This is a genomic window from Acidovorax sp. Root267, from assembly GCF_001429215.1.
GTDB lineage: Bacteria > Pseudomonadota > Gammaproteobacteria > Burkholderiales > Burkholderiaceae_C > Acidovorax > Acidovorax radicis.
Map to the genome: position 1 here is coordinate 920,584 of NZ_LMJC01000001.1, position 15,479 is coordinate 936,062.

Annotated in this window: 16 protein-coding genes; 8 read left to right on the forward strand and 8 right to left on the reverse strand. The window is 65.5% G+C overall.

What is annotated here, in order from left to right:
- The first annotated feature begins 59 nt into the window (after window positions 1–59).
- Entirely contained in the window at window positions 60–590 is a 531-nt protein-coding gene (locus ASE39_RS04050) for a PadR family transcriptional regulator (RefSeq protein WP_010466513.1), read from the forward strand.
- A 209-nt stretch (window positions 591–799) separates the two neighbouring features.
- On the opposite strand, the gene ASE39_RS04055 is transcribed toward ASE39_RS04050, so the two are convergent.
- A complete protein-coding gene (locus ASE39_RS04055) occupies window positions 800–1,447 on the reverse strand; it encodes a DsbA family oxidoreductase (RefSeq protein ID WP_010466514.1) in 648 nt (215 codons plus the stop codon).
- Between the two features lie 240 nt (window positions 1,448–1,687).
- On the opposite strand from ASE39_RS04055, the gene ASE39_RS04060 reads away from it, so the two are divergent.
- Complete coding sequence (locus tag ASE39_RS04060; protein ID WP_010466516.1) at window positions 1,688–1,996, forward strand: antibiotic biosynthesis monooxygenase; 309 nt, start codon at window positions 1,688–1,690, stop codon at window positions 1,994–1,996.
- Window positions 1,997–2,056: 60 nt separating this feature from the next.
- Here ASE39_RS04060 and ASE39_RS04065 read toward each other — a convergent pair whose 3' ends face one another.
- Window positions 2,057–3,574, reverse strand: coding sequence for an AMP-binding protein (locus ASE39_RS04065; protein ID WP_057270238.1), 1,518 nt, complete (start codon window positions 3,572–3,574; stop codon window positions 2,057–2,059).
- 286 nt (window positions 3,575–3,860) lie between these two features.
- On the opposite strand from ASE39_RS04065, the gene ASE39_RS04070 reads away from it, so the two are divergent.
- From ASE39_RS04070 to ASE39_RS04080, 3 genes are all read left to right on the forward strand, one after another.
- Window positions 3,861–4,892, forward strand: coding sequence for a DUF533 domain-containing protein (locus tag ASE39_RS04070; RefSeq protein ID WP_057270239.1), 1,032 nt, complete (start codon window positions 3,861–3,863; stop codon window positions 4,890–4,892).
- Window positions 4,893–5,115: 223 nt separating this feature from the next.
- Window positions 5,116–6,459, forward strand: a complete 1,344-nt coding sequence (locus ASE39_RS04075) for an SPOR domain-containing protein (protein ID WP_057226138.1) — start codon at window positions 5,116–5,118, stop codon at window positions 6,457–6,459.
- Between the two features lie 132 nt (window positions 6,460–6,591).
- A complete protein-coding gene (locus tag ASE39_RS04080; protein WP_057270240.1) occupies window positions 6,592–7,344 on the forward strand; it encodes an SGNH/GDSL hydrolase family protein in 753 nt (250 codons plus the stop codon).
- 25 nt (window positions 7,345–7,369) lie between these two features.
- On the opposite strand, the gene ASE39_RS04085 is transcribed toward ASE39_RS04080, so the two are convergent.
- Together ASE39_RS04085 and ASE39_RS04090 are read right to left on the reverse strand one after the other, a co-directional pair.
- Window positions 7,370–8,143 (reverse strand): alpha/beta hydrolase, encoded by a 774-nt coding sequence (locus ASE39_RS04085; protein ID WP_057270241.1) that lies wholly within the window; start codon window positions 8,141–8,143, stop codon window positions 7,370–7,372.
- A gap of 15 nt (window positions 8,144–8,158) precedes the next feature.
- Window positions 8,159–9,169 (reverse strand): M14 family zinc carboxypeptidase, encoded by a 1,011-nt coding sequence (locus ASE39_RS04090; protein ID WP_057226132.1) that lies wholly within the window; start codon window positions 9,167–9,169, stop codon window positions 8,159–8,161.
- 180 nt (window positions 9,170–9,349) lie between these two features.
- Here ASE39_RS04090 and ASE39_RS27255 point away from each other — a divergent pair, with 180 nt between their 5' ends.
- From ASE39_RS27255 to ASE39_RS04095, 3 genes are all read left to right on the forward strand, one after another.
- Window positions 9,350–9,484 (forward strand): hypothetical protein, encoded by a 135-nt coding sequence (locus ASE39_RS27255; RefSeq protein WP_282434117.1) that lies wholly within the window; start codon window positions 9,350–9,352, stop codon window positions 9,482–9,484.
- Window positions 9,453–9,617 carry a hypothetical protein gene (locus ASE39_RS26850; protein ID WP_010466530.1) on the forward strand — a complete coding sequence of 55 codons (165 nt, stop codon included), beginning with the start codon at window positions 9,453–9,455 and terminating at the stop codon, window positions 9,615–9,617. The genes ASE39_RS27255 and ASE39_RS26850 overlap by 32 nt, the downstream gene beginning before the upstream one ends.
- A gap of 255 nt (window positions 9,618–9,872) precedes the next feature.
- On the forward strand, window positions 9,873–10,346 hold the full coding sequence (locus ASE39_RS04095; protein WP_010466532.1) for an HU family DNA-binding protein: 474 nt from the start codon (window positions 9,873–9,875) through the stop codon (window positions 10,344–10,346).
- Between the two features lie 143 nt (window positions 10,347–10,489).
- Here ASE39_RS04095 and ASE39_RS04100 read toward each other — a convergent pair whose 3' ends face one another.
- From ASE39_RS04100 to ASE39_RS04115, 4 genes are all read right to left on the reverse strand, one after another.
- Window positions 10,490–12,289 carry a feruloyl-CoA synthase gene (locus ASE39_RS04100; protein ID WP_057270242.1) on the reverse strand — a complete coding sequence of 600 codons (1,800 nt, stop codon included), beginning with the start codon at window positions 12,287–12,289 and terminating at the stop codon, window positions 10,490–10,492.
- Between the two features lie 155 nt (window positions 12,290–12,444).
- On the reverse strand, window positions 12,445–13,386 hold the full coding sequence (locus ASE39_RS04105) for a 3-hydroxyacyl-CoA dehydrogenase NAD-binding domain-containing protein (protein ID WP_057270243.1): 942 nt from the start codon (window positions 13,384–13,386) through the stop codon (window positions 12,445–12,447).
- A gap of 11 nt (window positions 13,387–13,397) precedes the next feature.
- A complete protein-coding gene (locus ASE39_RS04110) occupies window positions 13,398–14,390 on the reverse strand; it encodes a Bug family tripartite tricarboxylate transporter substrate binding protein (RefSeq protein ID WP_010466539.1) in 993 nt (330 codons plus the stop codon).
- A gap of 40 nt (window positions 14,391–14,430) precedes the next feature.
- Window positions 14,431–15,351 carry a 3-keto-5-aminohexanoate cleavage protein gene (locus tag ASE39_RS04115; RefSeq protein WP_057270244.1) on the reverse strand — a complete coding sequence of 307 codons (921 nt, stop codon included), beginning with the start codon at window positions 15,349–15,351 and terminating at the stop codon, window positions 14,431–14,433.
- Between the last annotated feature and the right edge of the window lie 128 nt (window positions 15,352–15,479).

The following is a 15,479-nucleotide window of genomic DNA, read 5'->3' on the forward strand; positions in this document are numbered from 1 at the left end:
CTACCCAACCCGTCAATGCAACTGGTTGCATTGATTTTTCACAAGCTAGACTGCCGGCCATGTCGATGAGCCACGCCCTGTTGATTTCCTTGCTGGAAAAACCCTCCTCCGGGTTCGAGCTGGCACGGCGCTTTGAGCGCTCCATCGGTTACTTCTGGCACGCCACCCACCAGCAGATCTACCGCGAACTGGGCCGAATGGAAGCCGCAGGCTGGATCGAAGGCCAGGCAGCGGACGACGCGGGCCGCACGCGCAAACGGGTTTACCAGGTCTTGCCCGCGGGTCGGGGCGAACTCGCCCGCTGGACGGCCGAGCCCGCTGAACACCTGTTGCCACGCGATGCCTTCACGCTCAAGGTCCGCGCAGCCGCCGTGATGGAAGAGCTGGACCTGCGGCCCGAGGCCCAGGCCTATATGGCGCTGCACCAGGCCCGCCTGGCCGAATACCAGGCCATTGAGCAGCGTGACTTCCCCGAGCTGGAGGGCCTGAGCCGCCGGGACCGCATCCAGCGAGCCATCCTCCAACGCGGCATCCGCTTTGAAGTTTGCGAGATCGAGTGGGCGCAGACGCTGCTGCAGGCGCTGGAATGAGGCCTTCAGCTTCGTGGCCCGCAGAGTCAGCCAGGGCCATTGCACCGCGAAGCTGAGGGAAGCGGCTGGCATTCCGCCACGCAGCACCCGCAAGACCTGTAAAAAACTAGCGCCTCAGCTGCAATTTCCTAGTCAAATCGGCCATTAGCGCTTTTACGTAGAACGTTTACAGCTATCTAATGAATAGCAAACTCCATCCCCAAGGCGGGTCAGCCCTGCGCTGCAATCTGCCGCAGGGCCTGCTCGAACACCTCCACCGGCTGACCGCCCTGGATCAGGTGGCGCTCGTTGATGATGATGGCGGGCACCGAGTGAATGCCGTTTTGCAGATACAGCTGCTCGCGTTCACGCACCTCGTCGGCGTAGCGGTCGGACGCCAGCAGCGCACGCGCCTCACCAGCGTCAAGCCCCACCTCCTCGGCCACACGCACCAGCACCTCGTGGTCGCTGGGGTTCTGGCCGTCGGTGAAATAGGCCTTGAACAGCGCCTTCTTCAGCGCGGGCTGCACGCCCTTTTCTTCAGCCCAGTGCAGCAGCCGGTGCGCATCAAAGGTGTTGTAGATGCGGCTGCGCTTGTCCATGCTGAAGGTAAAGCCCAGTTCCGCGCCGCGTGCAGCGATGGCCTCGCGGTTCTTCTGGCTCTGCTCGGGCGTCGCGCCGTATTTTTCATGCAGATGCTCACCAATGTCCTGACCTTCTGGCGCCATCTGCGGGTTCAGCTCGAAGGGCTGAAAGTGCAGATCCAGTGCAACCTCGCCCTTCAGCCGGTCGGCCGCCTGCTCCAGCGCCTTGAGGCCGATGATGCACCAGGGGCAGGAGACATCGGAGACGAAATCGATCTTGAGGGTCGTGGTCATGCGGGTTCCAGTGAGGAAAGATGCGGCATCGTAGGCGTGGAGCCATACCCGTGCAGTCGCCGGGTTTACTAGGGTGCCACAGAGTGGTTGCCAGCCCGACGCGACGGTCCACCCCATGCCCAAATCGGCGGGCCGTACGTCGATCTTCCTCCCTGTGCTCCGTGTACAGGCGGGGGATATAGTGCATGGCGGTATGCACTGAGCCAGGCCCTTTGATTCACCATCGCCAAAAGGATCGCAATGACCGCATTTGCACTCATCATCAAGCACAAGACGCTGCCTGGAAAACGCGAGGAGGTCCGAAAAATCTGGGAAAAGCACATGGCACCGGCCATTGCGTCCAACCCAGGCCATACGGCCTACTTCTACTGCTTTGACAATGCCGACCCGGATTCCATCTGCGCATTCCAGCAGTATTCAAGCGTTGAAGCCTCCCAGGAATTTCTGAAAACGAGCATCTACGCCGCGTACCTGAAAGACGTTGAGCCTTTGCTGGCCGGTCCTCCTCAGGTCACGGCACTGACGCCCATCTGGTCCAAAGTGGCCTGACAGCTTCCAGCGGGGCGTCCACTCGCCACGCGGGCGGGCACCTGTTGACACGGACGCGCCTTAGCGCAACCACTCCCGCAGCTCTGTCTTCAACACCTTCCCATAACTGTTCTTTGGCAGCGCCTCCACCCAACGGTACACCTTGGGCCGCTTGAAGCGCGCGATGTGCTCCAGGCACAGGGCGTCCAGCACCGTATCCGCGATAGGCGGGCCCCCGCCAGCGACGAGAAAGGCAATCACCACCTCGCCCCATTCCGCATCGCGCAGCCCCACCACGGCGACCTCGTGTACCTGGGGGTGAAGCAGCAGCACCTCTTCGACCTCGCGCGGGTAGATGTTGGAGCCGCCCGAGATGATCACGTCCTTGGAGCGGTCCTTGAGCGTGAGGAAGCCGTCGGTATCCAGGCTGCCCGTGTCACCCGTGTACAGCCAGCCGTTACGCAGCGTCTGCGCCGTGGCGGCGGGGCTGTTCCAGTAGCCGGGCATGACGGTATCGCCGCGCACCACCACCTCGCCGGTCTCGCCGGTGGGTACGCTCTGGCCTTGGGCGTCGACCACGCGCACCTCCACCAGCGACTGCGCCACGCCGACCGAGGCCATGCGGTCGGCCCAGCGGGGATGGGCGGTGTCGGCCAGATGCGCGCGTGACAGCGCCGTGATCGTCATGGGGCTTTCGCCCTGGCCGTAAATCTGCACGAAGCGATCGTTGCCCATCACGGCCATGGCGTTGCGCAGGTCGTCGGCATACATGGGGCCGCCGCCGTAGACGATGGTTTTGAAGCCGGTCACATCTGCGCTGGTGGCCTGCACGTGCTCCACCAGCCGGTGCACCATGGTGGGCGCAGCAAACAGTGTGAGCTGGCCCACCGATGCCGCAAGCTGCACCAGCTCCGCAGGCTCGAAGCCGCCCGACACCGGCACCACGTGCCGCCCGCCGCGCAGCACCTGTGCGTAGTTATAAAGGCCCGCGCCGTGCGACATAGGCGCGGCGTAGACCATGGCGTCGCCGGGCAGCACGTCGTCCACGTCGGTGAAGTAGCAGGCCGTCATGGCCAGCAGGTTGCGGTGGGTCTGCATCACGCCTTTGGGGCGGCCGGTGGTGCCCGATGTGTAGAACAGCGAGGCGACATCCTCGGGTGCGCGGTCACAGACTTCCATGGGTGCGCATGCCACTGCGGCGCGGTATGCGTCGGAGCCGAAGACCAGCAAACCGGCGTCCATCGCCCCCGCCTCCTGCGCGGCAGATGCCAGGGCCTGTGATGCCAACACCACGCGCGCGCCAGAGTCCGCCAGCACGTAGGCCAGCTCCTTGGCATGCAGCTTGTAATTGACGGGCACCGACACCGCCCCGGCCCACACAATGGCGTGCAGCGCCTCCAGATACTCGGGCGCATTGGCGGCATAGATGGCCACACGGTCGCCGGGGGCCACGCCACATTGCACGCGCAGATAGCCCGCCAGGGCGGCGGCGCGAGCGCCCAGGTCGCGGTAGGACCACAGCACGTCGCCCCCCTGCAGCACAGCGGGCTGGTGGGCATGCAGCAAAGCGCTGCGGCGCAGCAGGTGGGCGATGTTCATCGAGTGCACTCCACAACAGAAGTTTTCAGGGTCACCAATCTCCACGGCCGGGGAGACATGCTGGCACTGTAGGCACACAGGGCGTTTGCGCACAGTCGCCCAAATACCCAAGGGAAAACCCCGCCCCGGCCAAGAAGCACCTGGTTACCACGCGCGGCCAATTCCCCACAAGCTGTGGCGTTGAAACGCGGTTGCCTAGACTGCATCTGATCCGCATACGCCGCGACTGGCCCACCCAGGCGAGCGCCCCACCGTTTTCACCCAACGCCTTCGCAGGCAACACCCCATGAACCTGGACCAGCAAAAATCCATCCTCACCATCGCCCTCCTGGCCGCATTTGCAGACGGCAACAAGGACGACGCCGAGCGCGAAGAGATCCGCCGCATTGCCCAGTCGCTCGCGGGCGATGCAGGCATGGCAGACCTCCCGCGCATTTACCAGGACGTGCTGCTCCAGCGCACCAGCGTGCAGGCGGCCGCGCAGGCCTTGAACGAGCCCATGCACCGCCAGCTGGCCTACGAGATGGCCGTGTGCGTGTGTGACGTGGATGGCCGGCAGACGCCTGCGGAGGCGCAGTTCCTGGCCACGCTCAAGACCGCACTGCAGCTGGGTGCACAACAGACCGCAGCCTTTGACCAGGAGGCTGACGCGTTGGTCGACGTGGCCGAGACGGCATCACCCTCTGCCGTGCCTTGGGGCGTGGCAGGCGCGGCCACAAGCGCTGCGGCCTATGCCGCTGCATCGGCGCCGTCGCCCGCATCCGTCCCCGTGCCGGCTGCCAGGCCCGCACCCACCGGCCCCGGCGACGCCGAGCTCGACAAGTCCATCCTGAACTACGCGCTGCTCAACGGTGCACTGGAGCTGCTGCCGCAGTCCTGGGCATCGATGGCCATTATCCCGATGCAGGTGAAGATGGTCTACGGCATCGGCAAGGCGCACGGCGTGGAGCTGGACCAGGGCCACATCAAGGAGTTCATCGCCGCTGCGGGCGTGGGCATGACGTCCCAGTACCTGGAGCAGTTTGGCCGCAAGCTGCTGGGCGGCCTGCTGGGCAAGGTGGCGGGCCGGACCCTCGGTGGACTGGGCGGCGCGGCCACGGGCATGGCGTTTTCGTTTGCCACCACCTATGCGCTGGGCCAGGTGGCCAAGCGCTACTACGCTGGCGGCCGGGTGATGAGCACGGCCATGCTGCGCGATACCTTCCAAAGCCTGCTCGGCCCCGCCAAGCAGATGCAGTCGCAGTACCTGCCGCAGATCCAGCAGAAGGCCGCCACGCTGGACGCCGGCAAGATCATGGCCATGGTGCGCGGGACCTGACGTACCACCGCATCTTCAGTAAATGCTATATTTTTAATAGCATTTAGCGCTTACCAGATAAGCGCCAGAGGCCATTTTCATCAATATTCGACGGTTTACATCGTGTTGATGGGGTGTGGGCTGGCTCCGGCGGTGTACCCACGGGGTGTGGAGGCGTTGCGCCCTCGCTGTACCCGTGCGCAAACCAGGTGGCGCAAACATCGGCCCATGACAGAATCGGCCCATGCTCGACCACACGGATCCTGTCGCCTCCATCATCCCGGCCATGTCGCTCGACTCACCGTCTGACAACGCCATGACGGCGCTGTCCCGGCTGGCACTGGGGCCCGTGAACACGGCCTACTACATGGCCGTCTTCGAGCGCTTTGACAACACGGGCCGCACCACCACCACCTGGAACTGGGCAGCCTGCCTGGCCACCCTCAACTGGATGCTGTTCCGGCAGCTGTGGACTCCCGCGCTGGTCTACCTGGCGGCCGCCGAGGGGCTCGCGCTGATCGTGTACGGCATTGGGCGGACGTTCCTGCAATGGCCGCCGGGCGTGGAACTGGGCGTGCTGGGCGCCTTTGCAATGCTGGCCTTTGCGGTGCCGGGCCTGTATGGCAACGCCATCCTGTATGCCGACATCCGCAAGCGTGTGGCCCGCGCGCTGGCCGCCTCCCGCACGTTGCCCGAGGCCTGTGTGCTGCTGGAGAAGCAGGCCAGCTCACGCAAGCGGCTGCAGGGGCTGGTGCTGGCCAATCTGGTGTTGGTAGCCGCAGCCGCACTGGCGTACCTGGTCTGGGCCCCTTCAGGCACCCAGCCTCTGGCCCTGGAACCCGCCGTGACCGTGGCCCAAGCCACAGCGACGGCCGCATCCCGGCCCAGCCCGGCGGCATCTGCGCCAACGCCAACGCCCGCCGCCACGCCTGCACCCGTACCGGTATCTGCGGAAGCGACCCCGACCCCAGCCGCTCCCTCCACCGCGGCCTCGGCCCCTGCCGCCGCTGCCGCAGTGGCGCCGCCCGCCCTGGCCGCGTCTGCGCCGGTGACCCCCTCCACCACCCAGCCTGCGGCCCCGGTCACCAAAGCACCAAAAGCCCCCGCGCAAGCCAGCACACAGGCGTTGCCCTCCGAGCCCAACGCTCCCGCACAGCCTGCCGCTTCCGCAGCCCCCTCGGTTTCCAAAACACCGACCTCAGCGCCAGCCGCAGCGACACCCAAGCCCGCAGCAAAGGCAACGCCCCCCGCCGAGCCCGCCAGCCGCGCGGCCTCCACACCCAAGGCCAAAACGGCCAAAGCCCCCGCATCGGCCGCTGCGCCAGCCGCCTCCGCCGCCCTGCCCACCGTGGGCACGGCAGCGGGCTACTACATCAACGTGGGGCTCTTTGCCGACGAGGCCAACGCCCGCAAGGCCCAGGCACGGCTGCTCAACGAGGGGCTGCCCGCCTTCCGCCAGGAGCTGAACAACACCAAGGGCCGGCGCATCCGCGTGCGCGTGGGGCCTTACGACAGCCGGGCCCAGGCCGATGCAGCGGCCGAGTCGATCCGGGCGATGGCACTCGAAGCGGTCGTCTTCAAGCAATAGCAGTCCAGGCCACCGAGTCGCCGGCAACGTCGCGCCTGTCCTACGCGTCCCACGGCCTGCCACCGACGCACACAGTCCCTGCCTGCCGGTAGGCTGCAGCAAGGTCCTACTACCCTTGCCGCAGCCCGCCCCATGAAACCCCCCTTCCCCACTTGCGCCGTCCCGTCCCACCGCGTGGCGACCGTGGTGGCGATTGCCACAGGCGCCCTGGTGCTCACGGCATGCGCGCCCTGGCGCATGTGGACTGCCGCTGACTTGGCTCGCGACGCCCAGCCGTACACGGCGCAGCCAGTCGAGCCCGTGCGGCGGGTTCTGGTGGTGGGCGACAGCACGGCAGTGGGCACGGGAGCCAGCATCCCGCTCGAGAGCCTGCCCGGGCGCATCGGCCAGGACCACCCGCAGTGGCGCATCGACAACCCGGCCGCCAACGGAGCACGCTACGCCGACGTGGCAGCCCAGCTGGAGCGGGCGTCTACCGGCTACGACCTGGTGCTGGTGCTCGCCGGTGGCAACGACGTGATCCGATTGACCGCACTGGACACCCTGCGCCCACAGATCGAACAGGTGGTGACCCTGGCCCGCCAAAAAGGCCAGCATGTGGTGCTGATGCCCTGTGGCAACGTGGGGCACGCGCCGTTTTTTATTCCCCCGGTTTCTTGGGCCATGTCGCGCCGGTCCGAGAGCCTGCACACCATGGTCAAAGGCATCGCGGCCACGCGCCAGGTGCGTTATGTGCGCCTGCTCAAGCCGCGCAACGAAGATCCGTTCGTGGCGCGCAGCAAGACACTGAATGCCGCCGACGGGCTGCACCCCAGCAGCGCCGGCTACCAGGAGTGGTACCGCGAACTGGTGGCACAGGGCGGGCTTGCGGGTCTGGGTGAATGAGCACCTGTGCGGCATCTGCGCCAGCTCACACGGAACCCTCCATCCATGCCCGTACCTGCCCAATGACCCATTGCGCATCATCCAGTGGAAGGTCATGTCCGGCATAGGGGTGCATCCGCAGCGGCACCCCCCAGGCCCCTGCGATGGCCTGCGAGCATTGGCTGGACACCAGCCTGTCGTGCTGGCTGGCCAAGAGCAATATGCGCGGGATTTCCGACGCCGGCGCCAGGGGCAGCGCAGCAGGCGCGGTGTAGCGCGCTGCAGCCAGCAACTGGCGCAGGGCGTTGGCAGTCGAAACCGGCCGCTGTCTGCGCAGGGCCACCCAGTCCTCCACCACGGCCCCCTGGACGGAGGCGAGATTGCTGGTCATCCGCAGCACGGCCTGTTCAATGGTTTGCGGGCTGCTCCATGGCAAGGCGCAGCGCAGCACGTGCAGATAGTTGCCTGGCCGCAGCCGGTGGTAGAAGGGGCTGAAGGGCCGCAAGCTGGTGTTGATCAACACACACCCCGCCAGCTCTTCAGGCGCCACCCGTGCCCACTCGGTCGCCACCATGGCACCCAGCGACATGGCCAGCACCCTAAACGGTGGCCGCAAGCCCCGCTCAGCCAGACCTGCGCGGCAGCGCTCCACCATGCCCCGCACCGTAACGGGCGAAACCGCCCCGTGCAGCAGGCCATTGCCTGGCAGGTCCTGCGCCACGACGCGGGCACCCGGCAGAGCGCGCTCGAACGCTTCGGCAAACGCCCCCCAGTGCGCTGCCTCGCGCGTGAGGCCCCTGAGCAGAATCCATGGGTGCATGGCGCTCGGCCTCCATCAGTACCAGGCGGCCAACGCCTGCGCGCGGTGGTAGGCGCGCGTTTCCGGAAGCGGCACCCAGCGCTCGTGGCTGCAGGCCGCGCGGGCCAGAAAATCGAGCAGCGACAGATGGCGCCGCAGCACCCGCTGCTGCCGGTGGTTGATGAGCGGGTTGAAGATGCCGTTGCGCGAAAACAGCTGGCGCGGGTTTTTCTTGATCCACAGCCAGGACCCCATCTCCAGCGTGAGCGGCAGGAAAGTGTGCGCGGGCGCCTCGCGGCAGGCCTGCAGGTACAGGTAGTCCCACAGGTCGCCGTGCGCCAGGTACTGGGCGCTTTGCGGCTCGATGATGTACTGGTGGTGGCTGTGGGCCTGCAGAAAGATCTCCTGCAGTGCATGCAGTTCGGCCAGGTGCGCGATGGGCTTGCGCGTGTGGGCAAACGGAAACCACAGGCGGTCCCGGGCGCCAAACCCTGAATGGCAGTCGATGGCGATGCTGAACGGCCGCGCCAGCAGCTCCTGCGCCACCACCTCGCACAGCGCCTGGCTTTCCGCCTCCATGGCATCGCCAGCGCGCCCCCGGTACCAAGGCAGCCCGGCGCTCACCCGCTGCCCACCGATCCAAGGCGGTACCCGGTCGGTGGCATCGACCGGCGCATTGCGCATGAGGTCCACCCCACGCGGATTGGCACGTGTGGCTGCCCACATGCCACCCGGATTGACCACCGGCATGAAGACCAGGCGCATCTGCTCCAGCTGGCGGTGCAGCGTGGTATCCCACTGCAGCCGCATGACCACGTTCTGCAAGTAAGCGATGACCACCTCGGCGCCGATGCGCTCCAGCCCGTGCACGCCCCCGAAGAAACCGATTGCGGGCACGTCCAGCGACGGGTTGCCCAGGCCAATGGCATGGATCGGAAAGCAGTGGCCTGACGCCAGCGGCACCTGCCGAACCACTTGCACCTGCAGATGGGGCGCCCCCAGCTCGATGATTTTTTCGAGCGCCAGCAGCTCGGGCAGGGTGTTCATGGTGATGGCGATGGCGGCACGGGGCCGCGCAGCAAGGCGATGGACAACGAGCATATCCCCGGCACGCACGCACCAACAGCGCCATCACGCCTCTGTGTGAATTCGGCGAAACGACTCGAAACTGTCACATGACCACGTTACCTTGGCCGCAGACACAACCCTTCGAAGAGGCACACGATCATGCTCTGGAGATTGCTCGGACTGCAGCGGCTGCTGGATGAACTCTTCGATGCTCCGGGCTGGCCCAGCTTCGATTTACCCAGCACCGACGGATGGGCCCAGTATGAAGACGCAACAGCTGCAACGCAGGACTGAGGTGCACCGTATCGCCCTGCTGTGCGGCACCCTGGGCTGTGCACTGGCCTGGGGTCTGGTGGAGTTGCTGGCGTTGCAGCGCCAGCGCTACCACCAGTGGCGCCAACGCCACCAGACCCCTGCACACCGCTGATGCAGCAGCAACACGGACGCATGCGTGCATGCGTGCATGCGAGCGCGTGATCGCACGCAGCACACACGGCCTTCAGCAGACACCGGCTGCGCGCGGCCCCTCATTGGCGGCGTCTTTCTACAGCCCCATCAGAAGCCTCTGACGCTGGCGGGTCTTCGTTTTTGCACGGTATGCCGCAGACACACCTAAAATTGCGCACCTTCCCTTCATTGGGGGGAGGCATATTGCAACTCTGAATAAAGAAGAACCACCATCATGGCAACTGCAAAGAAGACTCCAGCGCCCGCAAAGAAGGCCGTCAAGGCGGCAGCACCTGCTGTCGCAAAGAAGGCGGCACCTGCCGCCAAGAAGGTAGCCGCCCCCGCAGCGAAGAAGGCTGCCGCGCCAGCGGCCAAGCCCGTCGCCGTGGGCATCAAGCCGATCAAGACCGCGTTCAACAAGACCACGCTGATCGCCCACCTGGCCGAGCAGGCGGGTGTGGAACCCAAGGCCACCAAGGCCGTGCTGGCCGCACTGGAAGCCACCATCCTGGGTTCGGTGCACAAGAAGGGCTCTGGCGAGTTCACCCTGCCCGGCCTCATGAAAATCGGCCTGCAGCAAATCCCCGCCAAGAAGAAGCGCTTCGGCAAAGACCCCTTCACCGGTGAAGAGCGCTGGTTCCCTGCCAAGCCTGCAGCTGTCAAGATCAAGACCCGCGCGCTGAAGAAGCTCAAGGACGCCACGGTCTGATTACAGCCGTTGCGACGGACGTGACAAGGTGATGCTCCATCACCTTTCCCCCGCAAAGAGGACCCGTTGCCCAAGGCAGTGGGTCCCTTTTTTTTGGAGGGGTGGATAGGTCAAGGCGCAGAAGGCGCCGCCACCGTACCCCATCAGACGGTGATCACGTTGGGGGCAGCAGGGTCGGCATGCAGCAGTTCCACCTCTGCAGCCCGGCGCGAAAGCACCGCCCCCTGGTTGATATAGCCCTTGTCGGTGATTTCTCCAGCCTCTGGGTCGGGCGGCGCCGCCATCACCAGCGCACGCGTGGGGCACTGCGATGAACCTGCGCCGGCACTGCGGCGAACCTGGATCACAGCGCGCAGGGCTTGTTCCAGCCTCGCGCGGTCCGCTGCGCCTGTGGCTGAAGGAAACACCAGCATGCCCACTTCGTCCCGGTTGTGGCCCGTGAGCACGATGTCCTGCACCAGCGGCGCCAGCTCGGACACGAGCTCCACCCGCAGGGTACCTACCGACACCCAGCTCCCGCTGGAAAGCTTGAAGTCCTCGGCCACCCTGCCGTTGAAGACCACGCCACGCTCCGGCCGCGCGGGGTCCACCAGATAGCCCGCATCGCCGATGCGGTAGAAGCCCTGGCTGTCGAACGCTGCCGCAGTCTCGGCGGGCGCATTGCGATAGCCCGGAAATACCGACACGCCTTTCACCCGCATTTCGAGCTTGCTGCCATTGGGCACCAGCTTGAGCTCCAGCCCGGGCAAAGGTGCGCCAATACAGCCCGCGCCCTCCATGCGCCAGTGCGCGCTGGTCACGGCGGGTGACGTCTCCGTGGAACCCCAGGACGTGGTCAGCCACAGCGGCAGCGCGGGTCGCACGCGTGCTGCCACGGCTTCAAGCCGCTGCCAGGTGGAAGGGGCCAGCGCCGCAGCCGCGTAGAACGCCAGGCGCATGCGTGAAAGAACCTCGGTAGCCAACGCTGCATCCGCTTCCAGAAACGGCAGCAGCATGTCAAAACCACGCGGCACGTTGAAAAGCATCGTCGGCTTCACATCGCGCAGATTGCGCACCGTCTTCTCGATGAGCCCAGGCACCGGCCGTCCCTCATCGATGTAGAGCGTGCCCCCATGGCACAGCACCATGTTGAGGTTGTGGTTGCCGCCAAAGGTGTGGCTCCAGGGCAGCCAGTCCACCAACACGGGCTTTTCGTGGGCCAGAAACCGCCAAGCCTGGGCAATCATCTGCTGGTTGGCGCACAGCATGCGGTGGGTATTGATGACCACCTTGGGACGGCCCGTCGAGCCCGAAGTCAGCAGGTACTTGGCATGGCCATCCGCATCGATGGCCTGGAACGCCTGCAACACGGCCGGGCTTTCCACGCCCGTCCGCAGGTGCGCAAAAGACAAGGCACCGGGCACCATCTCGGCATGGCGGCTGAAGACCTTCAAGGCATCGGATGCGTAGCCCGCCAGGGCGGGCGCGTAGACCGAGGCGTCCGACGCGTAGATCAACGAAGGCTCCAGCACCGCGAGCATGCTGTGCAGGCGGCTCGGGTCCCGGGAGCGTGAATAGGCACTCGACAGCGAACAGGGCGTGATGCCGACATGCATTGCCGCCAGCATGAGCACCGCGTGGTCCACCGCATTGTCGGAAAGGATGGCGATGGGGCGGCCCACAGGCAGTTTCAGGTCCAGCAGCGACTGCGCGACGGCGCCCATGGCCTGGCGCAACTCACCATAGGTCAGGGTGCGCCAGTGCTCGGCATTCTCAGCACGCTCCGCCAGCGCCAGCGCATCGGGTGTCTCTCGCGCCCAACGCTCCACCCACTCGCCGATGCAGCGCGCATAGGCGCCCAGCGCCACGGGAGAACGCAGTGTGAACGAGCCATCGTCCTGGTGGACCAGCATCGTGGCGGACGGTGCTATTTGGCTTTCATCGCCAAGAAATTCGGGGTGCATGGTGTGGGTGGTCTCTCGTGTTCTTGGGGCAACAACAAAAATGGACGACACGGCGCTGGCGAGTGGCGTGGCTGTGCGCAGCAACACTGCCGAAAACGCTGGGTGCACCACGTCGAAAAACCCATGCGGCGGGACCGCACGGTGGCATCGCGAATTCAGTCCAGGACGCGGGCGTCCTGCTTGGCGCGCAGAAGGTTCACCAGCAAGGTATCGCGTGCAGCCGCCAGCTCCGCGCTGGTTCTCTCACCGATTTCCTGGGCTACGCCATCCGCCACAAGGCGCTGGAGCACCGGCGTCATCTGCGGAGCACCCAGGTCCTGCCACCAGTCTTCGATGGGGCCACCGAGGTGTGCCAGCAAATGGGCGATGCCGCCTTCGCCGCCCGACAGGTGCAGGTTCATGAACGGCCCCATCAATGCCCACCGCAGGCCCGGGCCGTGGGCAATGGCGGTATCGATGTCGGTGACACTGGCAACCCCTTCGTTGACCAGATGAAACGCCTCCCGCCACAGCGCAGCCTGCAGGCGGTTGGCAATGTGCCCTTTGATTTCGCGCCGGACATGGATGGGGCGCTTGCCAATGGCTGTGTAGAAATCCATGGCGGTGGCGATCGCCTGGGCCGATGTCATTTCGCCCCCGCCCACCTCCACCAACGGAATCATGTGCGGGGGGTTGAACGGATGGCCCAGCACCACACGCTCGGGGTGTTGGCATTGGGCTTGTATGGCTGTAATGGACAGGCCCGAAGAACTGGAAGCCAGGATGGCCTGCGGCGGGGCGGCATCGTCCATCCTTCGCAGCAGATCCGCCTTGAAGTCCAGCCGCTCGGGCCCGTTTTCCTGCACGAAATCGGCTTGCACCAGGGCGTCCTCCAGCCGGGGGTGAAACTGCAGCCTCGCCATGCTCGCACCCGACGCAAGTCCCTGCCGTTCCAGCGCCGGCCAGTGCTGGGCCACGGCATCGCGCAGGCGTTTCTCGGCCCCTGGTGCGGGATCGGTGGCATCCACGTCCAGCCCCCGGGCAAGGAAGCAGGCAGCCCAGCTCGCGCCAATGACGCCGGTGGCGACCACCGCCACGCGCTTCACGGAAGAAACCATGTCGGTGCCCTTCAGGACTCTGCCGTGAAGCCGATCTTCTTGACCAGCGGACCCCAGCGGTCGAATTCTGCTTGCTGCGACGCCGCCATTTCTGCTGATGTGGAGCCCCGGGCAATGAGGCCCACCACGGCCAGGCTGTCGATCACGGATTTCTCCTTGATCGCGGCATTGATGGCCGTGTTGGCAGCGGCAACCACGCTGGCAGGTGTCTTGGCGGGTGCATAGAAGCCAAACCATTCCTCGGTGGTGAGCTCGGGGAAGCCTTGTTCCGCAAACGTGGGCACCTCGGGCGAGAACGGTGAGCGAGCCTGCCCGGAGGTCGCGATCAGCCGCAGCTTGCCAGCCTTATGGTTGGGAATGAAGTCGCCGCTCGGGGTCACCATCGAGGCAATCTGCCCGCCGACCACGTCCGTGACACCGGGGATGGACCCTCGGTAGGGCACGTGCTTCAAGTCCACGCCGTTGTTCAGGCCCAGCAGCGCGCCGATGAAATGGGGGGTAGAGCCTGCGGCGGGTGAGCCGTAGTTGGCCTGCCCCGGGTTCGCCTTGGCCCAGGCCAGGAAGTCCTTGACTGTTTTGACCGAGGCCGGGACCAGCGGCCCCACGGCCAGCCCATGGTGCATCACAGCGGCGATGGACACCGGCACGAAGTCCTTCGTCGGGTCGTAGCTGAGTTTGCTGTAGATGTGCGGATAGATGGAGGTGCACGAAAAAGGAGACAGCGTGAGCACGCTGCCATCGGCGGGAGCCCCCTTGAGCGACTCCAGCGCAATGCGGCCGCCTGCACCGGGCTTGTTTTCCACAACGGCTGCATTGCGCGTGTAGGACGAACCGGCAAGCTTCTCGCCCACCCGGCGCGCCACGCTGTCGCCCGCGCTGCCCGCCGGGAAGCCGTAGAAAAATTTGACCTGCTCCAGCGTCTGGGCCATGGCGCTCCAGGGAGCCAGTGCCCCCAGCGCGGTCGCATAACCCAGGTGGTTCATGAATTGGCGGCGTGTCTGCATCATCTGTCTCCTCTTTCTTGGTGGGTGAAATCGCAACAACTCAATCTACGGCAAATGCGGGCCGAACGCTACCGGCGCGGGGCAGTCCCATCAGTGCACGGGCTTCTGCAGGGGAGGCGGGCTCCATGTCCAGTTCGCGAATGACGCGCACGATGCGCTCCGTCAACTGCACATTGGTGGCCAGCTCTCCGTGGCGGAAATACAGGTTGTCTTCCAGCCCCACGCGGGCATGCCCGCCCAATAGCAGCGCCGCCACGTTGGCTTCAAGCTGCGAGGGCCCGATGCCACTCACGCAAAAGATGCTGTTGCGCGGCAAGGTGTCCACCATCATCTGCAGGTGGCGCGGCGAGTACGGCATGGCGTTCTGAAAGGCGCGGTGCACGTTCATCACGAGGTTGATGAAATGCGGCCCGTCGTCGTGCCCTTCTTCGATCAGCGTCGTGGTGTCCTGCAGGATGTGCGTGGGGCTGAACACCTCCCACTCGGGCTTGATGCCGCGCGCCTTCATGCCCATTGCCAGCTCGCGCCCTTTGCTGAGCGGGGTGTCCATGAGGATCTCGCGACCTTCAAAACTCAGGTTCAGGGTGGTGGCATCCAGGGTGCACATTTCGGCCCCCGCATCCATGCCCTTGATGCGCTCTTCCCAGGCGATCTCCCAGCGGTCACCGGACAAGGGCCGCACCATGTCGCCATGCACACCACCGCCGGTGGAATTGTTGATGACGATGTCGCAGCCTTTGGCCCGGATGCGGGTGTTGATGTCACGGTAGATGTCTGCGTTGCAGGTGGCGCCGCCGTCGGGGCGCCGGGCATGGATGGCCACCACGCTGGCCCCTGCGTTCCAGCACCGCTCCACGTCATCGGCAATTTCGCCGGGCTGGGTGGGCAGATGCGGGTTCTGCGACTTGTGGGCCATGCCACCGGTGGGGGCTACGGTGACGATGACTTTGCGCTTGGTCATGGCGTGGACTGGTGGAAAATGGTAAGGCACCCATTATTTTTTTTGGCGCCTGCATACTCAGTCATCGCGATGACATTTGGACTCAGGGTATACGAGGACGCCTTTCTCCTTCAATCCGGAGCCCCACC

Coding starts and splice junctions, on each gene's coding strand:
- ASE39_RS04050 (WP_010466513.1), top strand. CDS start 60: ATGTCGATGAGCCACGCCCTGTTGATTTCCTTGCTGGAAAAACCCTCC.
- ASE39_RS04055 (WP_010466514.1), bottom strand. CDS start 1,447: ATGACCACGACCCTCAAGATCGATTTCGTCTCCGATGTCTCCTGCCCC.
- ASE39_RS04060 (WP_010466516.1), top strand. CDS start 1,688: ATGACCGCATTTGCACTCATCATCAAGCACAAGACGCTGCCTGGAAAA.
- ASE39_RS04065 (WP_057270238.1), bottom strand. CDS start 3,574: ATGAACATCGCCCACCTGCTGCGCCGCAGCGCTTTGCTGCATGCCCAC.
- ASE39_RS04070 (WP_057270239.1), top strand. CDS start 3,861: ATGAACCTGGACCAGCAAAAATCCATCCTCACCATCGCCCTCCTGGCC.
- ASE39_RS04075 (WP_057226138.1), top strand. CDS start 5,116: ATGCTCGACCACACGGATCCTGTCGCCTCCATCATCCCGGCCATGTCG.
- ASE39_RS04080 (WP_057270240.1), top strand. CDS start 6,592: ATGAAACCCCCCTTCCCCACTTGCGCCGTCCCGTCCCACCGCGTGGCG.
- ASE39_RS04085 (WP_057270241.1), bottom strand. CDS start 8,143: ATGCACCCATGGATTCTGCTCAGGGGCCTCACGCGCGAGGCAGCGCAC.
- ASE39_RS04090 (WP_057226132.1), bottom strand. CDS start 9,169: ATGAACACCCTGCCCGAGCTGCTGGCGCTCGAAAAAATCATCGAGCTG.
- ASE39_RS27255 (WP_282434117.1), top strand. CDS start 9,350: ATGCTCTGGAGATTGCTCGGACTGCAGCGGCTGCTGGATGAACTCTTC.
- ASE39_RS26850 (WP_010466530.1), top strand. CDS start 9,453: ATGAAGACGCAACAGCTGCAACGCAGGACTGAGGTGCACCGTATCGCC.
- ASE39_RS04095 (WP_010466532.1), top strand. CDS start 9,873: ATGGCAACTGCAAAGAAGACTCCAGCGCCCGCAAAGAAGGCCGTCAAG.
- ASE39_RS04100 (WP_057270242.1), bottom strand. CDS start 12,289: ATGCACCCCGAATTTCTTGGCGATGAAAGCCAAATAGCACCGTCCGCC.
- ASE39_RS04105 (WP_057270243.1), bottom strand. CDS start 13,386: ATGGTTTCTTCCGTGAAGCGCGTGGCGGTGGTCGCCACCGGCGTCATT.
- ASE39_RS04110 (WP_010466539.1), bottom strand. CDS start 14,390: ATGCAGACACGCCGCCAATTCATGAACCACCTGGGTTATGCGACCGCG.
- ASE39_RS04115 (WP_057270244.1), bottom strand. CDS start 15,351: ATGACCAAGCGCAAAGTCATCGTCACCGTAGCCCCCACCGGTGGCATG.